General features: G+C 42.7%; 15 protein-coding genes. 3 read left to right on the top strand and 12 right to left on the bottom strand.

The features are described 5' to 3' along the window. Window positions 1–113: 113 nt before the first annotated feature. From G457_RS0107160 to G457_RS0107145, 3 genes are all read right to left on the bottom strand, one after another. The gene (locus G457_RS0107160; RefSeq protein WP_026945862.1) at window positions 114–1,022 is read right to left on the bottom strand and encodes a DUF4412 domain-containing protein; all 909 of its coding nucleotides are present in this window, start codon (window positions 1,020–1,022) and stop codon (window positions 114–116) included. A gap of 79 nt (window positions 1,023–1,101) precedes the next feature. Further along, window positions 1,102–2,013 carry a methionyl-tRNA formyltransferase gene (gene fmt / locus G457_RS0107155; protein ID WP_035483480.1) on the bottom strand — a complete coding sequence of 304 codons (912 nt, stop codon included), beginning with the start codon at window positions 2,011–2,013 and terminating at the stop codon, window positions 1,102–1,104. Window positions 2,014–2,299: 286 nt separating this feature from the next. Next, a complete protein-coding gene (locus G457_RS0107145; protein ID WP_407637259.1) occupies window positions 2,300–3,472 on the bottom strand; it encodes an exo-beta-N-acetylmuramidase NamZ family protein in 1,173 nt (390 codons plus the stop codon). A gap of 48 nt (window positions 3,473–3,520) precedes the next feature. On the opposite strand from G457_RS0107145, the gene G457_RS0107140 reads away from it, so the two are divergent. Beyond that, window positions 3,521–4,735, top strand: coding sequence for an ABC transporter permease (locus G457_RS0107140; protein ID WP_026945859.1), 1,215 nt, complete (start codon window positions 3,521–3,523; stop codon window positions 4,733–4,735). Here the strand turns inward: G457_RS0107140 and G457_RS0107135 are convergent. Beyond that, window positions 4,692–5,465: a polyprenol monophosphomannose synthase gene (locus G457_RS0107135; protein ID WP_026945858.1), complete on the bottom strand. Its 774-nt coding sequence runs from the start codon at window positions 5,463–5,465 to the stop codon at window positions 4,692–4,694. The genes G457_RS0107140 and G457_RS0107135 overlap by 44 nt on opposite strands. Window positions 5,466–5,562: 97 nt before the next feature. On the opposite strand from G457_RS0107135, the gene G457_RS0107130 reads away from it, so the two are divergent. Further along, a complete protein-coding gene (locus G457_RS0107130) occupies window positions 5,563–6,441 on the top strand; it encodes an ATP-grasp domain-containing protein (RefSeq protein ID WP_035483363.1) in 879 nt (292 codons plus the stop codon). Here the strand turns inward: G457_RS0107130 and G457_RS0107125 are convergent. The 5 genes from G457_RS0107125 to hisG all read right to left on the bottom strand — a co-directional run bounded on the left by G457_RS0107125 (window position 6,438) and on the right by hisG (window position 11,922). After that, on the bottom strand, window positions 6,438–7,235 hold the full coding sequence (locus tag G457_RS0107125) for a tetratricopeptide repeat protein (protein ID WP_026945856.1): 798 nt from the start codon (window positions 7,233–7,235) through the stop codon (window positions 6,438–6,440). The two genes, G457_RS0107130 and G457_RS0107125, sit on opposite strands and share 4 nt — an antisense overlap. 111 nt (window positions 7,236–7,346) lie before the next feature. Then, window positions 7,347–8,444 carry a bifunctional histidinol-phosphatase/imidazoleglycerol-phosphate dehydratase HisB gene (hisB, locus tag G457_RS0107120; RefSeq protein ID WP_026945855.1) on the bottom strand — a complete coding sequence of 366 codons (1,098 nt, stop codon included), beginning with the start codon at window positions 8,442–8,444 and terminating at the stop codon, window positions 7,347–7,349. 224 nt (window positions 8,445–8,668) lie between these two features. After that, entirely contained in the window at window positions 8,669–9,739 is a 1,071-nt protein-coding gene (gene hisC, locus G457_RS0107115) for a histidinol-phosphate transaminase (protein WP_026945854.1), read from the bottom strand. Beyond that, entirely contained in the window at window positions 9,739–11,031 is a 1,293-nt protein-coding gene (gene hisD / locus G457_RS0107110; protein ID WP_026945853.1) for a histidinol dehydrogenase, read from the bottom strand. The genes hisC and hisD overlap by 1 nt, the downstream gene beginning before the upstream one ends. Before the next feature lie 30 nt (window positions 11,032–11,061). Beyond that, entirely contained in the window at window positions 11,062–11,922 is an 861-nt protein-coding gene (hisG, locus tag G457_RS0107105) for an ATP phosphoribosyltransferase (RefSeq protein WP_026945852.1), read from the bottom strand. A gap of 44 nt (window positions 11,923–11,966) precedes the next feature. Between hisG and G457_RS22745 the strand changes: the two genes are divergently transcribed. Beyond that, a complete protein-coding gene (locus G457_RS22745; protein ID WP_155847099.1) occupies window positions 11,967–12,125 on the top strand; it encodes a hypothetical protein in 159 nt (52 codons plus the stop codon). 45 nt (window positions 12,126–12,170) lie between these two features. Here G457_RS22745 and G457_RS0107095 read toward each other — a convergent pair whose 3' ends face one another. The 3 genes from G457_RS0107095 to G457_RS0107085 are packed head-to-tail and all read right to left on the bottom strand — an operon-like array spanning window position 12,171 to window position 14,564. Further along, window positions 12,171–13,448, bottom strand: coding sequence for a serine hydrolase domain-containing protein (locus tag G457_RS0107095; protein ID WP_026945851.1), 1,278 nt, complete (start codon window positions 13,446–13,448; stop codon window positions 12,171–12,173). 42 nt (window positions 13,449–13,490) lie between these two features. Further along, window positions 13,491–14,207: a GDSL-type esterase/lipase family protein gene (locus G457_RS0107090; RefSeq protein WP_026945850.1), complete on the bottom strand. Its 717-nt coding sequence runs from the start codon at window positions 14,205–14,207 to the stop codon at window positions 13,491–13,493. 3 nt (window positions 14,208–14,210) lie between these two features. Then, window positions 14,211–14,564 carry a translation initiation factor gene (locus tag G457_RS0107085; RefSeq protein WP_026945849.1) on the bottom strand — a complete coding sequence of 118 codons (354 nt, stop codon included), beginning with the start codon at window positions 14,562–14,564 and terminating at the stop codon, window positions 14,211–14,213. Window positions 14,565–14,624 lie beyond the last annotated feature (60 nt).

Raw genomic sequence — 14,624 nt, 5'->3', positions numbered from 1 at the left:
AATTTACCTTGATTGCTTGGTTTATAAAAATGAGAATTGATGACTAGCCACTATTAAACGAAAAAAGGCAATGAAATTCTCATCGCCTCTCCTTTGTTATTTGTTTATGCTAATCAATCCTTGCCCATGCTCTCCATAACATTTGGATATTCAGAAGTGGTAAGGGATTTGGGACTGTTTTTTTCGATTTCTATGACGGTCATATCTATCGTATCTCCTCCTGTTTCGGTGAAGCTCATTTCCATAAAATCTCCATAGGGTAAATTGGCGAATCGCTTGGCATATTTTTCTTTGGTGGCGTTTTTAAGCAATGGGCTGTCCATACTCCAAAGGGATCTGACTCCCTCAATGGGCTCTTGAGTGATCCAGTAATGTCCTTCTCCATCTTCGCTCTTGACGACGTATTCGTCACAAGTATAGCCTAAAATAGTTTTGGTATTTCCTGTTTTTTCAAAGCTCACATCATAATCCTCAACTTGCTCATCCATATCTTCATCAGCGATTTTACTCATGTCAAACTTGTAAGCAAAGCTGCTTTTTTGACCTTCATTATCCATGAATAGGACAGAGGCACTATTTTTAAAATCAAATACTATGGTCATCAGACCTTCATTTGCCTCAGGGTCACTTATCTCCATAGCTGTATACTCCTGGTCTGTCATAAGGGTCTTCATGGTGACCGGGTCTTCCGTTTTTCCCTTGGCATCGGTACTGACAATCTCCATGGTCATATACCCGGAAAACTCATAGCTATCTTCGATGTCGACAGGTTCGCCAATTCCTGCAAAAATAGATTCCATGTCCATATTGATTGGACTGGATTCATTACTTCCCCAAGCGCTGAGTTGTTTTTCGATTTGGCGCTGGACGAGCTTATTGATCTCTTCTTCTGTTTTCTTCTCCAAAGCATTTGTAGCACCTCGCTCGGCTGCCTGCTTTAGTTTTTTGAGAATCTGAGCTTCAGTAGAAAAACCAAGCCCTACTACCAGAAATAGGCTGAAAATTAGTTTTTTAAAGTTCATTTGAATAAAAATTTTGTTTACCTAAAGTTTGGAAAAAAATTGAACCTTTAAAAATCCTAATGGACTTAATTAGAAACTTTTATAGCGTATAACCCCTCAAGAAATCATCTACTCGCATCCGTTTTTTTCCTTCAAGCTGCAGCTCCAGTACCTCCAAATGTCCTTCTCCACATTGAAATTTTAGAAAACTCTTTCCGTCGCTTTTCCATTCACCGGGTTTTAGCTCGGGAAATGGTTCAGGATGGGATTTGGATTTAAAGATCTTGCAGGTTTTATCATGGAGTGTAGTCCATGCTGCAGGATAAGGAGAGAGTCCCCGGATCAAATTGTGAATGGATTCAGATGATTGAGTCCAATCGATCTGACAGGTTTCTTTGAATATTTTTGGCGCATGGTGCAGGGCCTTGCTTTCGTCCTGAGGAAGTGGCTTTACTTCGTCCTTTGAAATGGCTTCCACCGTTCGAACTACCAAATCGGATCCTACATTCATCAATTTTTCATAGACAATTCCCAAGTCGTCTTCTGGAAGAATGGCAATCTTTTCCTGAAAAATGATACTTCCGGTGTCGATTTCATGCTTGAGGAAAAATGTTGTGACACCGGTTTCAGTTTCCCCGTTGATTATAGCCCAATTGATAGGAGCAGCTCCTCGATAGTCGGGCAGGAGAGAAGCATGCAGGTTGAAAGTGCCTAATGGCGGCATGCTCCAAACGGATTCGGGAAGCATTCGAAAAGCTACGACGATCTGTAGATCAGCTTTAAGCCCTTTGAGCTCTTCTTGAAATTCCGGGTTTTTGAGATTGGTAGGTTGTAGGATAGGAAGTCCAAGACGTTCTGATGCTTGCTTCACCGGCGAACCCACCAATTTTCTTCCTCGCCCTTGAGGTTTGTCGGGAGCGGTGATTACTCCGACGATATTCCAACCCGCTTCCACTAGCTTTTCTAGGGCCGGCACCGCAAATTCCGGTGTGCCCATATAAATAATCCTCATTTCCTCTTTTGACTTCAATGCGTTTTAACTTTAAACTTCCAACTTCCAAACTCCTAAACTTCCAACTTCCAACTTCCTAACTTCCTAACTTCCTTACCTCCCAAACTCCCAAACTCCCCAACCTCCTAATTCCCAAACTCCCAAACTTCCTAACTTCAAACTTCCTTACCTCCCAAACTCCCAAACTCCCCAACCTCCTAACTTCCAACTTCCAACTTCCCTCTTCCTACTTCACGCTTCCCTCTTCCTACTTCACACTTCCCTCTTCCAACTTCAATCATCCCCCTCACTCATACAATAAATACCCCGCTCTCATCGCTTTGAAATCCTCCAATCCTGCCTTCCAGCTTTCTCGGATTTCCGACTCGCTTTTTCCTGCCAAAATCTGCTTTTTCAGTTCATCCGTGCCGGCAAGTGTATTGAAGAAATTATTAAAAAACTTCTCCTTCATTCCCGATTTTTGATAGGCATCTAGTAGGTATTTGAGGGTAAAATGATGGTCTAATGATTCTCCACGAAGATCAACCCCATAGCAAAGCTTATCTTGATGGGGAGGTGTTTTGGACATTCCATCTATGCTAACTGGAGTGAATGTGAAGTCTCCAAACTTTGGATCCGGGTAGCCATACATCTGAAAGGGTTCGTAGGTACCTCTACCCAATGACATGACGGTACCTTCAAAAAAACAGGTGCTAGGGTAGAGTTTTATGGCTAGATCACTGGGCAGGTTGGGGGAGGGCTTGATTGGAAGATTGTAGGTTTGGCTGTGTGTCCAATTAGCCACAGGAATTACCTCCAAATCTGCTGTGATTCCGCCTTTTAGCCATTTTTCCCCATTGATCATTTGCGCCAGCTCACCTACGGTAAGTCCATGAACAACCGGGATGGGATGCATTCCCACAAAAGATTCAAAACCCGGCTTTCGTATTGGGCCATCCACATAGCCTCCATTTGGATTGGGACGATCAAAGATGATGATCTTTTTGCCTTGCTCAGCACAGGCTTCCATTACATAATGCATGGTACTGATGTAGGTGAAAAAACGGGTCCCCACATCCTGGAGATCAAAGATGATCACATCCAAATCTTGAATTTGATCCGCTGCGGGTTTTTTATTATTTCCATAGAGTGAGATAATTGGCAGCCCGGTCTTTTGGTCTATGCTATTGTCTACTTTTTCTCCGGCATCGGCTGTCCCCCTAAATCCATGCTCAGGTACGAAAACCTTTTTCATTTGAACGCCATTTTCAAGCAGAAAATCCACGACATGTTTGTTGTCGGACTGGGGAAGAATGGAGGTCTGATTTCCAACCAAGCCAACTTTTTTCCCCTCCAGCATGGGAAGGTATAATTCATGTCGCTCAGCACCAGTCAGTACCTGAGCAAAAAGTGAAGTGGAGCCAAAACTGATTGAAAGGATCAAAATTGACAAAAAACCGAATTGGATTAATTTTTTCATCTTCTTCATGCTAATTTGCGCTGTGTCTTCACAAATTAAACCACTCTGTTGAACCTTTCCTATTTCATTGCCAAAAGAATCAGTTTTAGCCGGACAGGCGGTTTTTCCGCGACGATTCATAAAATCGCCGTGGGAAGTTTGGGAATTGGAATTGCCGTTTCCATCCTCGCATTCATGATTTTGGGAGGATTTCAAAAGACGGTTTCCGATAAGGTATACGGATTCACGGGACATTATCAGGTGCAGCGCTTTACGATGAGCAATTCCTTTGAGGAAAACCCTTTTTCTCTAAAACCCAACTACCCTCAGATTTATCAAAACATCCCGGAAATTCAACGAGTGCAGCAAGTAGCCCATAAAGCGGCATTGATGAAAGGGGAAGAGGAAGTGGAAGGTGTCTTGATGAAAGGGGTTTCCAGTGACTTTGATACCTTGGGTTTCCGAGAATACCTGGTTGAAGGACGATTTCTAAGCATTCCTCAAAACGGCACATCCAATGAAATTGTAATCAGTCGCTATTTGGCTAATCGTCTGCTTTTGGAAGTGGGAGACAGAATTCTGCTATACTTTGTGCAGGATCCTCCTCGCTATCGAAGGGTGGAAGTTGTGGGGATCTATGAGACATTTTTAGAAAACTTTGATCAAAAAATCATCATCGGAGAGCTTCAAACCATTCGCAACCTGAATGGGTGGAAAGAAGATCAGGTAGGAGGCTTAGAGATCTTTTTGGAAGGTCAATCAAGTCCAGAGCTCACCCGGTCAATTGAGGATGTACTGGATTTGGACTTGAAATTAATTCCCTCAGATGATAAATATTTGGAGATTTTTGACTGGCTTAAGTTGCTGGATACCAACGTGTACGTCTTCTTGATTTTAATTGGTTTTGTAGCTGTTTTTAATATGGGAGCCATCCTTTTTATTCTCATCATGGAGCGTACGCAGATGATTGGATTGCTGAAAGCCTTGGGAGCAAGGGATCTTCAGATCCGAAAAATATTCTTTTGGAATGGAATGCGGATTTTGGGACGTGGACTTCTGATTGGGAATTCCTTGGGATTGGGCATTGGGGTCTTGCAATACTATTTTCACCTTATCCCACTCAATCCAGAGAGTTATTATATGAGCTATGTGCCGATAGATTGGAATTGGCCTGTCTTTATCGGTCTGAATATTGGGATCACGATTTTAACAGCCTTGGTGCTGTGGATTCCGGTGATTGTTATTTCACGGGTAAACCCGATTCAGTCCATTCGTTTTGATTGAGTTGGTAAGGAGAAAAAATACTTTTGATTTTCATCCAAATCACGCCAAAAACCGCTTCTTTGAAAATTCCTTTGCTCATTTTGGAAGTGCCTCTCGTTCGGTCTGTAAAAATGATCGGGACTTCTTTGATTTTGAAACCTAGCTTCCAGGCGGTGAATTTCATTTCAATTTGAAAGGCATAGCCGATAAATCGAATTTCATCCAATTTTATACCTGCCAAAACACTTCGGTGATAGCACTTAAAACCAGCCGTCGAATCACTGATCGGTAATCCCGTGATAAAGCGAACATAGACTGAGGCGAAATAGGACATCAGCACCCGACCAATCGGCCAGTTAACCACGTTTACTCCGGTGATGTACCGACTTCCAATGGCCATGTCAAATCCTTCCTCTGCACAAGCTTGGTACAGTCTGATCAAGTCCTTAGGATCATGGGAGAAGTCCGCATCCATTTCAAAGATGTAGTCGTAGCCATGGGACAAGGCCCACTTGAATCCCGTGATATAGGCTGTCCCCAGGCCTAATTTTCCCTTTCGCTCGATCAAATGAAGACGGCCACCAAGCTCAGTTTGTAAGCCTTTGACCAATTCACCTGTGCCATCCGGAGATCCATCATCAATGACGAGCAGTTCGAAATGACCATCCAAATTCATCACAGTGCGAACCATGTCCTGAATGTTTTCGGACTCGTTGTAGGTAGGAATGATGACCAGCTTTCGGTGTTTCATAGGTAGAGCAAAGCCCAAAAGTAATTCTTCGAGGCGATTTTTGAAGAACGGTCCGTACAAAATATCGTTAAACCTTACTTTTGGGCAAAATTTTATCATGCAAAAGAAAATCGGAATCGTCAGTTACGTGTCTACAGGGGCCTATGATGCCAATACTATCGATGAGGACCAGATATTATCCAAAACACTTTCAGACTTGGGTTTTGACAATGAAATCATGCCTTGGTCGGACCCAAAGGTAGATTGGGCTCAATATGACGCGTTGTTGATCAAATCTGTATGGGATTATTTCGATTATTATCCAGAGTTTTTGCAGTGGATGGATCGAATGGAGTCGCTGAAAATCCCGGTTTTCAATGATCTGAAAACTATCCGATGGAACAGTAGCAAAGCCTACTTGCTGGAAATGGAGAAAAAAGGCTTTCCGGCAATAGCTGGAAAGCTTTTGGAAATGGGTAGCAAGTTTGACCCTAAGGCAGTAATGGATGGCTTGGCGGTGAAAGAGTTTGTCATCAAGCCCTTGGTCAGTGGGGGAGCAAAGAATACTTTTCGACTGGATTTAGAGAAAGCGATTGCCCAGCAGGACCAAATTCAAGGTCTTATGGAGAATGAATCATTTTTAGCCCAGCCTTTTGTACAGGAAGTAGCTGAGGTTGGAGAATATTCCCTGATATTTTTCGATGGGAAATTCTCCCATGCTGTTTTAAAAACTCCGAAGAAGGAAGATTTTCGGGTGCAACATTATTTTGGAGGAACTATTCAAGAAATCAATCCTGATCAGCCTATGCTGGAAACAGCTACTAGTTTTGTGAAAGAGTTTGCGAGCGAATCGCTTTACGCCCGAGTAGATGGTGTGATGAGGGATACAGGATTTTACTTGATGGAATTGGAGCTGATTGAGCCATATTTGTTTTTGGGATTGAGTGAAAAAGCCATGCCCAATTATCGGGAGGCTATTCAATCAAAATTGGCTTAAGAGCAGAGATCCAAATGGCTTTGGGCATAGTCCGAACCTTTGGATGCAGCTTGCTGAATGTAATTGCATCCTTCAGTTTTTCCCAATTGAGCCAGGCAAATGCCTTTCTTACCCAATGCCTCTGTGTGGTTTGGATCGGTCTTAAGTACCGCATCAAAGTCCTCCAAAGCCCATTCTAAATAACCTGCACGCATCAAAGCAAAACCTCTATTGTAGCGTCCTACCATATTGTTGGGTTCCAAATTTACGTAGGTATTGAAGGAAGCCGCGCAACCGAGCACATCCCCACGAAAGGCTCGAGCCATTCCGGTGTAAAAGTGGAGTTGAGGGTGCTTTTCATTGAGTTCCTTAGCTTTAAGGAAAAACTCTTCCGCAAGGGTGTAATTTTCATTCATCAAAAGGGCCCTGCCTAAATGATAGAGGATATTAAAATCCTCTGCATCGGTCTTGGCTGCGCGAAGTAGCCATAATTCAGCCTCTTTGTATTTCTCTTGATTAAAAAGGATGATCCCAATGCCCGCATAGGCTTGAGCGTATTGATTATCAAGTTGAATAATGCGTTCGTAATCCTCCATAGCCCCAGGAATATCACCCAATTCTTCCTTTGCTCGGGCACGGAGATGGAATGCTTTTACATCGGTCACATGAAAAAAGAGGTAGGCATTCAAGGAAGAAATAGCCTCCTCGTAGCGTTTTCCGTCAAATAGTTCTTCAGCTTCATAAAGTTCTGATCTGCAGGAGCTAAAAAATACCAAGACTGACAGTGTGAGAATAGTTTTAAAATTTCGTAGCATACCGAAATAAACAAAAAAAATATGGATTTGAAAAAGCACAAGTACTAATTCAAATCCAAATTTATGTTAAAAGCTTATTTACCTTCCAGTTATGGGAGTATCAACTCAAAATCAAAGTACTCCTTTTGTACTTGGTAATTGATTGATATTTCTGGGGTCGCGCATCACTGCCATTTTGATGGCTCGGGCGAGTCCTTTGAAGATTGCTTCGATTTTGTGATGCTCATTGTCTCCTTCTACTTTAATATTCAGATTGCACTTGGAAGTGTCTGAGAAGGATTTGAAGAAATGGTAAAACATCTCTGTGGGCATATCACCAATTTTCTCACGCTTGAATTCAGCTTCCCAAACCAACCAAGGTCTTCCTCCAAAATCGATCGCTACCTGAGCCAAGGCATCGTCCATGGGCAATAGGAAACCGTAGCGATAGATCCCTTTTTTGTCTCCCAAGGCCTTCAAATATGCTTCTCCCAATGCTAAGGCCGTGTCCTCAATGGTGTGATGCTCGTCAATGTGCAGGTCGCCTTTCACTTGTATCTCCAAGTCAGTCGAACCATGCTTGCCAAGCTGCTCCAACATATGGTCAAAAAAGCTTAAGCCTGTATTAATCTTGCAATAGCCATTTCCATCCAGATTTAAACTGATTTGAATATCGGTTTCGCTGGTTTTTCGACTGACTGTAGCCTTTCGTGGAGGCATTTTCAAGAAGGTGTAAATCTCGTCCCAATCCTTGGTAGAAAGCGCAGCTTTTGGTTCATAATCTCCGATGAAGATGGCTTTGGCTCCTAAGTTTTCAGCCAATTGAACATCGGTCAATCTATCCCCGATCACATAGGAATTCTCCAGATCGTATTCGTCTGAGAAGTATTCCTGCAGTAAACCTGTTCTTGGTTTGCGTGTAGGTGCATTTTCATGCTCAAAGGTCTTATCTACATGCACGGCATCAAAGGTGATGTTTTCTTGTTCAAGGGTTAAGAGCATTTTGAACTGTGCCGGCCAAAAGTCCTTTTCGGGAAATGAGTCCGTACCCAAACCATCCTGATTGGTTACCATGACTAGATGGTAATCCGTTTCCTCTGCTATTTTGCGAAGGTTTGAGATGGCTTTCGGGATAAATTCCAGCTTTTCCAAGCTGTCGACCTGAAAGTCAGTGGGTGGCTCCTTGATGATGGTACCATCCCGGTCTATGAAAAGCACTTTCTTTTTCATCTATAAATATTTTTTTTATGGCAATTGTGAATTCTAATCATGCACTTTTAAGATTGCCTGCCCTCCGGAAGGCAGGCTTCGTCGCTTTCTAGGATGAATACTTAACTTTTTTTTTTAGGACTGCTCCTCGCAAAATCGTAATCAACAACAATCTTAGTGTAAATCCAGACAGGACAATTGGAAATCACAAGTCATCCTTTCCTAATTCGTCAGGAGGTTAATTTTTAAATCTTTAAATTTTTCAATTTTCCAATTCCTGCCAGAGCCTCAATAAAAGCCTCATTTTCACTTCTTGTCCCAACTGAAATTCGGAGACAGTCTTCACATAAAGTAACCTTGGCACGATTCCGCACAATGATTTTCTCTTTGATCAAGTCTTCATAAACCTGATTTGCATGAGGAAGCTTCACTAAAAGGAAATTAGCATGAGAAGGGTGGATTTTCTCTACGAATGGAAGCTTTTTCAGCTCCAACTCCAAGAAATCCCGCTCGGCCAAGATCTCTTTGATCATCAAATCTACCTTGCCTTTATCTTTCAAAGCATGCAAAACAGTATCCTGAGTCAGTCCTGAGATATTGTAGGGAGGCTTGATTTTATTCAGTATTCGAATGATTTCTTCACTTCCAAAAGCCATACCCAGTCTAAGCGACGCCAATCCCCAGGCTTTGGAGAAAGTTTGCATCACGAGTAAGTTGGGATAGTTTTTCAGTTCGGTAGTAAAGCTAGGTTCATCACTGAAGTCGATATAGGCTTCATCAACTACCACGAGTCCTGGGAAATTTCGCAGGAGAAAATAGATATCTTCCCGCTTTACCTTATTTCCGGAAGGATTATTTGGAGAGCAGATGAATAAAATCTTCGAATTATGATCTGCAGCCTCCAAAATCTTTAAAGGTTGAAGTTGAAAGTCTGCGGTCAGGCTCACTTTTCGGACTTCTACATCATTGATATTGGCGCTGACCTCATACATGCCGTAAGTTGGTGGGAGGAGAATCACATTGTCCTTTCCGGGATTGCAAAAGGCACGAAAGAGTAGGTCTATGGCTTCATCCGAACCGTTTCCCAAAAACACCTGCTTGGGATCGACTTCCTTGATCTTGGATAGCTCAACCTTAAGGCTAGTCTGATAGGGGTCTGGGTATCGATTGAAGTTTTCAATAGTCACTGAGCCAAGAGGGTTTTCATTAGCATCCAGGAAGATCCCCTCCTTACCACTGTACTCATCTCGCGCAGAAGTGTAGGGCTTCAAATCTTTGATATGAGGCCTAAGTAATGAATTTAGATCAAAGGGCATTACTTATTCTTTTTGAGTGAGTTAAGTCTAACAGTAACAGCGTTTTTGTGGGCATGAAGAAGTTCATTTTCTGCCATCACTTCTACCGTGGGACCGATATTTTGAATTCCCTCAGGCGTAAGCTTTTGATAGGTGATTTTTTTGACAAAACTGTCCAAAGAAACTCCGCTGTAGTTTCGGGCATAGCCATAGGTAGGGAGTGTGTGATTGGTGCCGGATGCATAATCACCCACGGATTCAGGAGTATATTTCCCAATGAAAATAGACCCTGCATTGACGATTCCTTCCACAGCCTCTTCTTCATTTTCGACGCTGATGATCAAGTGCTCCGGCGCGTAGAAATTGATCAAATCAAGCGCTTCCTGAAGATCTTTGACTACAATAGCAACGGAATTATCCAGTGATTTTGCTGCAATATCTTTTCTAGGTAGTACCTTCAGTTGTACGTCTATTTCTTTTAGTACTTTTTTGGCAAATTTTTCACTGTGAGTCACCAAAACCACTTGAGAGTCCACTCCATGCTCTGCCTGACTGAGAAGATCTGCAGCCACAAATTCTGCTGGTGTACTATCATCTGCATAAACCAAAACTTCAGATGGTCCCGCAGGCATATCGATTGCAACTCCATATTTGGTTACCATTTGCTTGGCTGCAGTCACAAATTGATTACCCGGGCCGAAGATTTTATCCACTTGAGGGACAATATCGGTTCCAAATGTCATGGCGGCAACTGCTTGAGCACCTCCAACTTTGACAATTTTATGGATTCCGATCAAATCAGCAGTGTAGATAATGGCCGGATGAACCTTGCCTTCTACATTGGGAGGGGTGCAGAGTACAATTTCCTTACATCCGGCTATTTTGGCAGGAACACCAAGCATTAGAACTGTGCTGAAAAGTGGTGCCGTACCTCCAGGAATATAAAGCCCCACCCGCTGGATGGCTACACTCTTTCGTCGGCAGACCACACCTGGCATGACCTCTTCGATCAGTTCTGGGCTCTGTTGAGCTTGATGAAAGCGTTCGATATTTGCCTTTGCTTTTTGGATTGCTTCCTTGAGTTGAGGACTTAATTCATCAGCCGCTGCCTTGATTTCAGACTGGGGGACCAAGAGACTTTCTAACTCCACATGGTCAAACTCATAGGCATATTTGATCAATGCCTTATCTCCATTTCTTTTCACTTTTCGGAGAATAGGCTTGACGATTTTATTGATTTGCTTGGTCTTGAATACAGGTCGCTCAACCGCTTTCTTCCAAACTTTCTCTTCAGGATTGACGAGTATGTTCATCAGCTTTTTGTTTTAATGCTTGCTAATTGATCAAATTACCATTTTCTCGATTGGAACTACCAAGATGCCTTCAGCTCCTGCAGCACGGAGTTCTTCTATATTTTCCCAAAATTGGTCTTCACTGATCACTGAGTGAACAGAAGACCAGCCTTTTTGAGCCAAAGGAAGTATGGTTGGACTACGCATTCCTGGAATCAGGCTGATAATTTTGTCCAGAGATTCATTGGGTGCATTCAGAAGGACGTATTTGTTGCTTTTTCCTTTTTGGACGGCATTGATTCGAAATAGGAGCTTGTCCACAATCTCTTTTTTCCAATCTGCCAATTCCTTGTTGGCGATCAATACAGCCTCACTATTGAAGATTTCCTCAACCTCTTTCAGTCCATTCATCATCAAGGTAGAGCCGGAGCTCACAATGTCGCAAATCCCTTCGGCAAGCCCTATGCTTGGAGCAATTTCTACAGAGCCACTGATCTCGTGGATTTCTGCCTGGATATTCTTTTTCTGAAGGTAATCGCCCAGAATCTTTGGATAGGAGGTTGCAATGTTTTTTCCTTCGAAGTAGTCAATTCCAGGGTATTTTTCTCCCTTTGGAATGGCAAGAGAAAGCCGGCATTTTGAGAAACCCAATTTTTTGAGCGTTTCTACTTCCTTGTTCTTTTCTACGAGTTCGTTTTCACCCACGATCCCTAAGTCAGCAACCCCATCAGAAACATAGCCTGGGATATCGTCATCCCGGAGGAATAAAAACTCAATTGGGAAATTGGTGGAGGTGGATTTTAATTTTCCGGTTCCATTATAGAATTTGATGCCACACTCTTTGATCAACTTCAATGAATCTTCAGAGAGTCTACCGCTTTTTTGGACGGCTATACGGATAATTTTTTCCATGAATAAATTTACGCTAAGAAATGTAATGATTGTGTAAAATGGTGGTGAAAGGCCGAATCCCTATCATCAGCGTCACCGGGTGGGGTGTTTGTAATATTCCTCTCAAGAGGAATGATGGAAATGATGCACATGAACCTGAAAGGCATGTGAATAAAAATAAGCGCTATGTGCTTTGGAGTAATTCATTTCGAATTCAAAGTTAACCACCGATTCAAAACATACAAAGCTTGATATAGTTTTCTGCAAGATTAATTTTTTGATGGTTTCCAAGGACCATAAATGGCCTGCCGGAAATCATGATGTAGTCCAATTCCATCGTAGGGGGTTAATTGAACGAATAAAATGGCGATTAGCTCATTGGTTGGATCGACAAAAAACAAGGTGCTCAGAGCTCCATCCCAAAAGAATTCTCCTACCTCTCCCGGATTCTCTTCCGGACCTTGGGGAGCAGCTGTTCGCACAGCGAAATCAATCCCAAACCCCACTTGACCCTTGCTTGGTAGCCAGGATCGCTTATCAAGCGGGATCGAATCGGGGAGGTGATTGGTAGCCATCAATTGAATAGTCTCTGGCTTAAGGATGGTTTTCTCTTCATGCTTTCCCTCATTGAGGAGCATTTTGGCAAATTTCAAATAATCATCTATCGTGCTGCTCAGGCCAAATCCTCCTGGTGTCAAAGGCCAATTTTTGTAGCTAAAGCGATAAGAAATCGAATCATTTTGTCTTTCGACTCCACCTTCATCGGTTTTTTGGTAAACGGCAGCCATGCGATCCCGGTAATTTTCTGGGACGAAATACATGGTTTCATTCATCTCCAGAGGATCCAAAATGTTTTCCCTCACAAATTGCTCATAAGGAACTCCGGTCACTTTCTCCAGCAAATAGGCCTGCATATCTACGCTCAGTCCATATTCCCACTGAGTGCCCGGTTCAAACCAAAGTGGAGTACTCGCAATTTTGGAAGCCATATCACTGAGGCTGTTCTCGAAGTTTCTAGCATCCTTTTCGGCCATGACTTCGCTGAGACCGGGAATATTGTCTCGATTGGGGAAGCCCGCAGTGTGCCTAGTAATATCCCGTACCGTGATGAATCGCTGGGCTTCCGTCAAAATCATTTCCCCATTTTCATCTACCCGTTGATATACCTTCATTTTTGCAAATTCAGGCAGGTATTTTTCCAGTGGATCATCCAGTTCAAAAAGCCCTTGCTCATAGGCCTTCATAAGTGCTGCTCCGGTGATTGGCTTAGTCATGGAGTAAATTTGAACCATAGTCTCCCTGTTCATTTTTCGCTTAGCCTCCTTGTCTGCATATCCCAATGCGTTGAAATAGCGCTCCTGCCCTTTTTCAAAAACCAAAGCAGAAAGTCCAGCCACTTTTCCTTGAGATACGAAAGCCTCAAGTGTCGAATCCAACCGAAATTGGGCTGCCTCGTCAAAAATCAATTCCTCTTGGATCTTGGAATTTTGACAGGAGAAAATCAATGAGGAGAGAATGAATAGAATTGGGAGATGAAGTAGTCTCATAGTTTCAAATCAAAATTGGGGCAGAATTTAAGGAAAATGAGGCTAGACTTTAGCCTGCCATCTTTTTATTCCATCAATGGCAAATTGGGCAATGGCTTCGTAACCCATGTCGGATGGGTGAACTCCATCACTTGCAAAAAACTCTGTGCTAAGCTTCAGGTCTATTTCTTCAAAAATAATATTGGGGTAAATTTCTTTGATCTCCTCCATTTTTTTGGTCAAAAATGTTCGCTGCTTGCGAAGGAAAAACTGCATTCTTGGAGAAAATGCCGGGAAGTTATTCACAGGAGGGATGGCTGCCAGATAGATCCATTCCGGGGAAAAGTTCTTCTGGAAATGATTGATAATTTCAAGAAGCAGGCTTTTGTAATTTGAGGGTTCCGTAAGTCTAAAGCAGTCATTGGCTCCCATAAAAAGAAAAACTCCCTCTATATGACCTTTTAGATTACTGATCTCTTCCCCAAACTCATTGAAAAAATCTTTGGCTTGCAGGCCGTTTTTACCCAGATTAATCACTTGGAAATCTTGACCAAAATGAAAGCTGATTTGTCCAGCGAGCGTTTTTTCGGGTTTGCTAGCTCCGACACCTGCCGCAGTTGACTCTCCAAAAACCAATAGTTTTTTGTCGCCACTTCCTAAAATCAAATGATTGCTTTGGGCAGGAGGGATGGGTTTGCTTTTTCGGATCGCCTTTGCCTCAGCAATCAGAAAAGGTAAAAAAGGAAAAAGTCCTGCCTGAAAAAGTCGATAGGAAGGCATGAATTAGCCTCCTGATTTTTTTGCCTTATATCCTTGCTCAATTAGAATTTGCAGGACTTTGTCCCGATGGTCACCTTGAATTAAGATTTCTCCATCTTTTGCAGAGCCGCCAACACCACATTTGGATTTGAGCGTTTTTCCAAGCTCCTTCAAATCATCTTCCGACCCAACAAATCCAGACACCAACGTCACTTGCTTTCCTCCCCGAGCTTTTTTATCCAGCATGACTTTTAGATTCTGCTGCTGAGGAGGGAGGGTATCCGATGTTTCTTCTGAGTCGTAATTGAAATCAAAATCCGAGGAGGTAGAATAGACTACACCGTCTCGCTTTTTCCAATCGTTATTTTTTCTTCCCATGCTTTAAAATTAAAAAGAGTCTGTCTCAATAGACTTTCGTCATTGCGATCCGCCGCGGCG

The organism is Algoriphagus marincola DSM 16067, assembly GCF_000429405.1.
In the GTDB taxonomy this organism is placed as follows: domain Bacteria; phylum Bacteroidota; class Bacteroidia; order Cytophagales; family Cyclobacteriaceae; genus Algoriphagus; species Algoriphagus marincola.
Note: the sequence above shows the minus strand (reverse complement) of the source record. Positions and strands in the feature narration are given on the sequence as shown.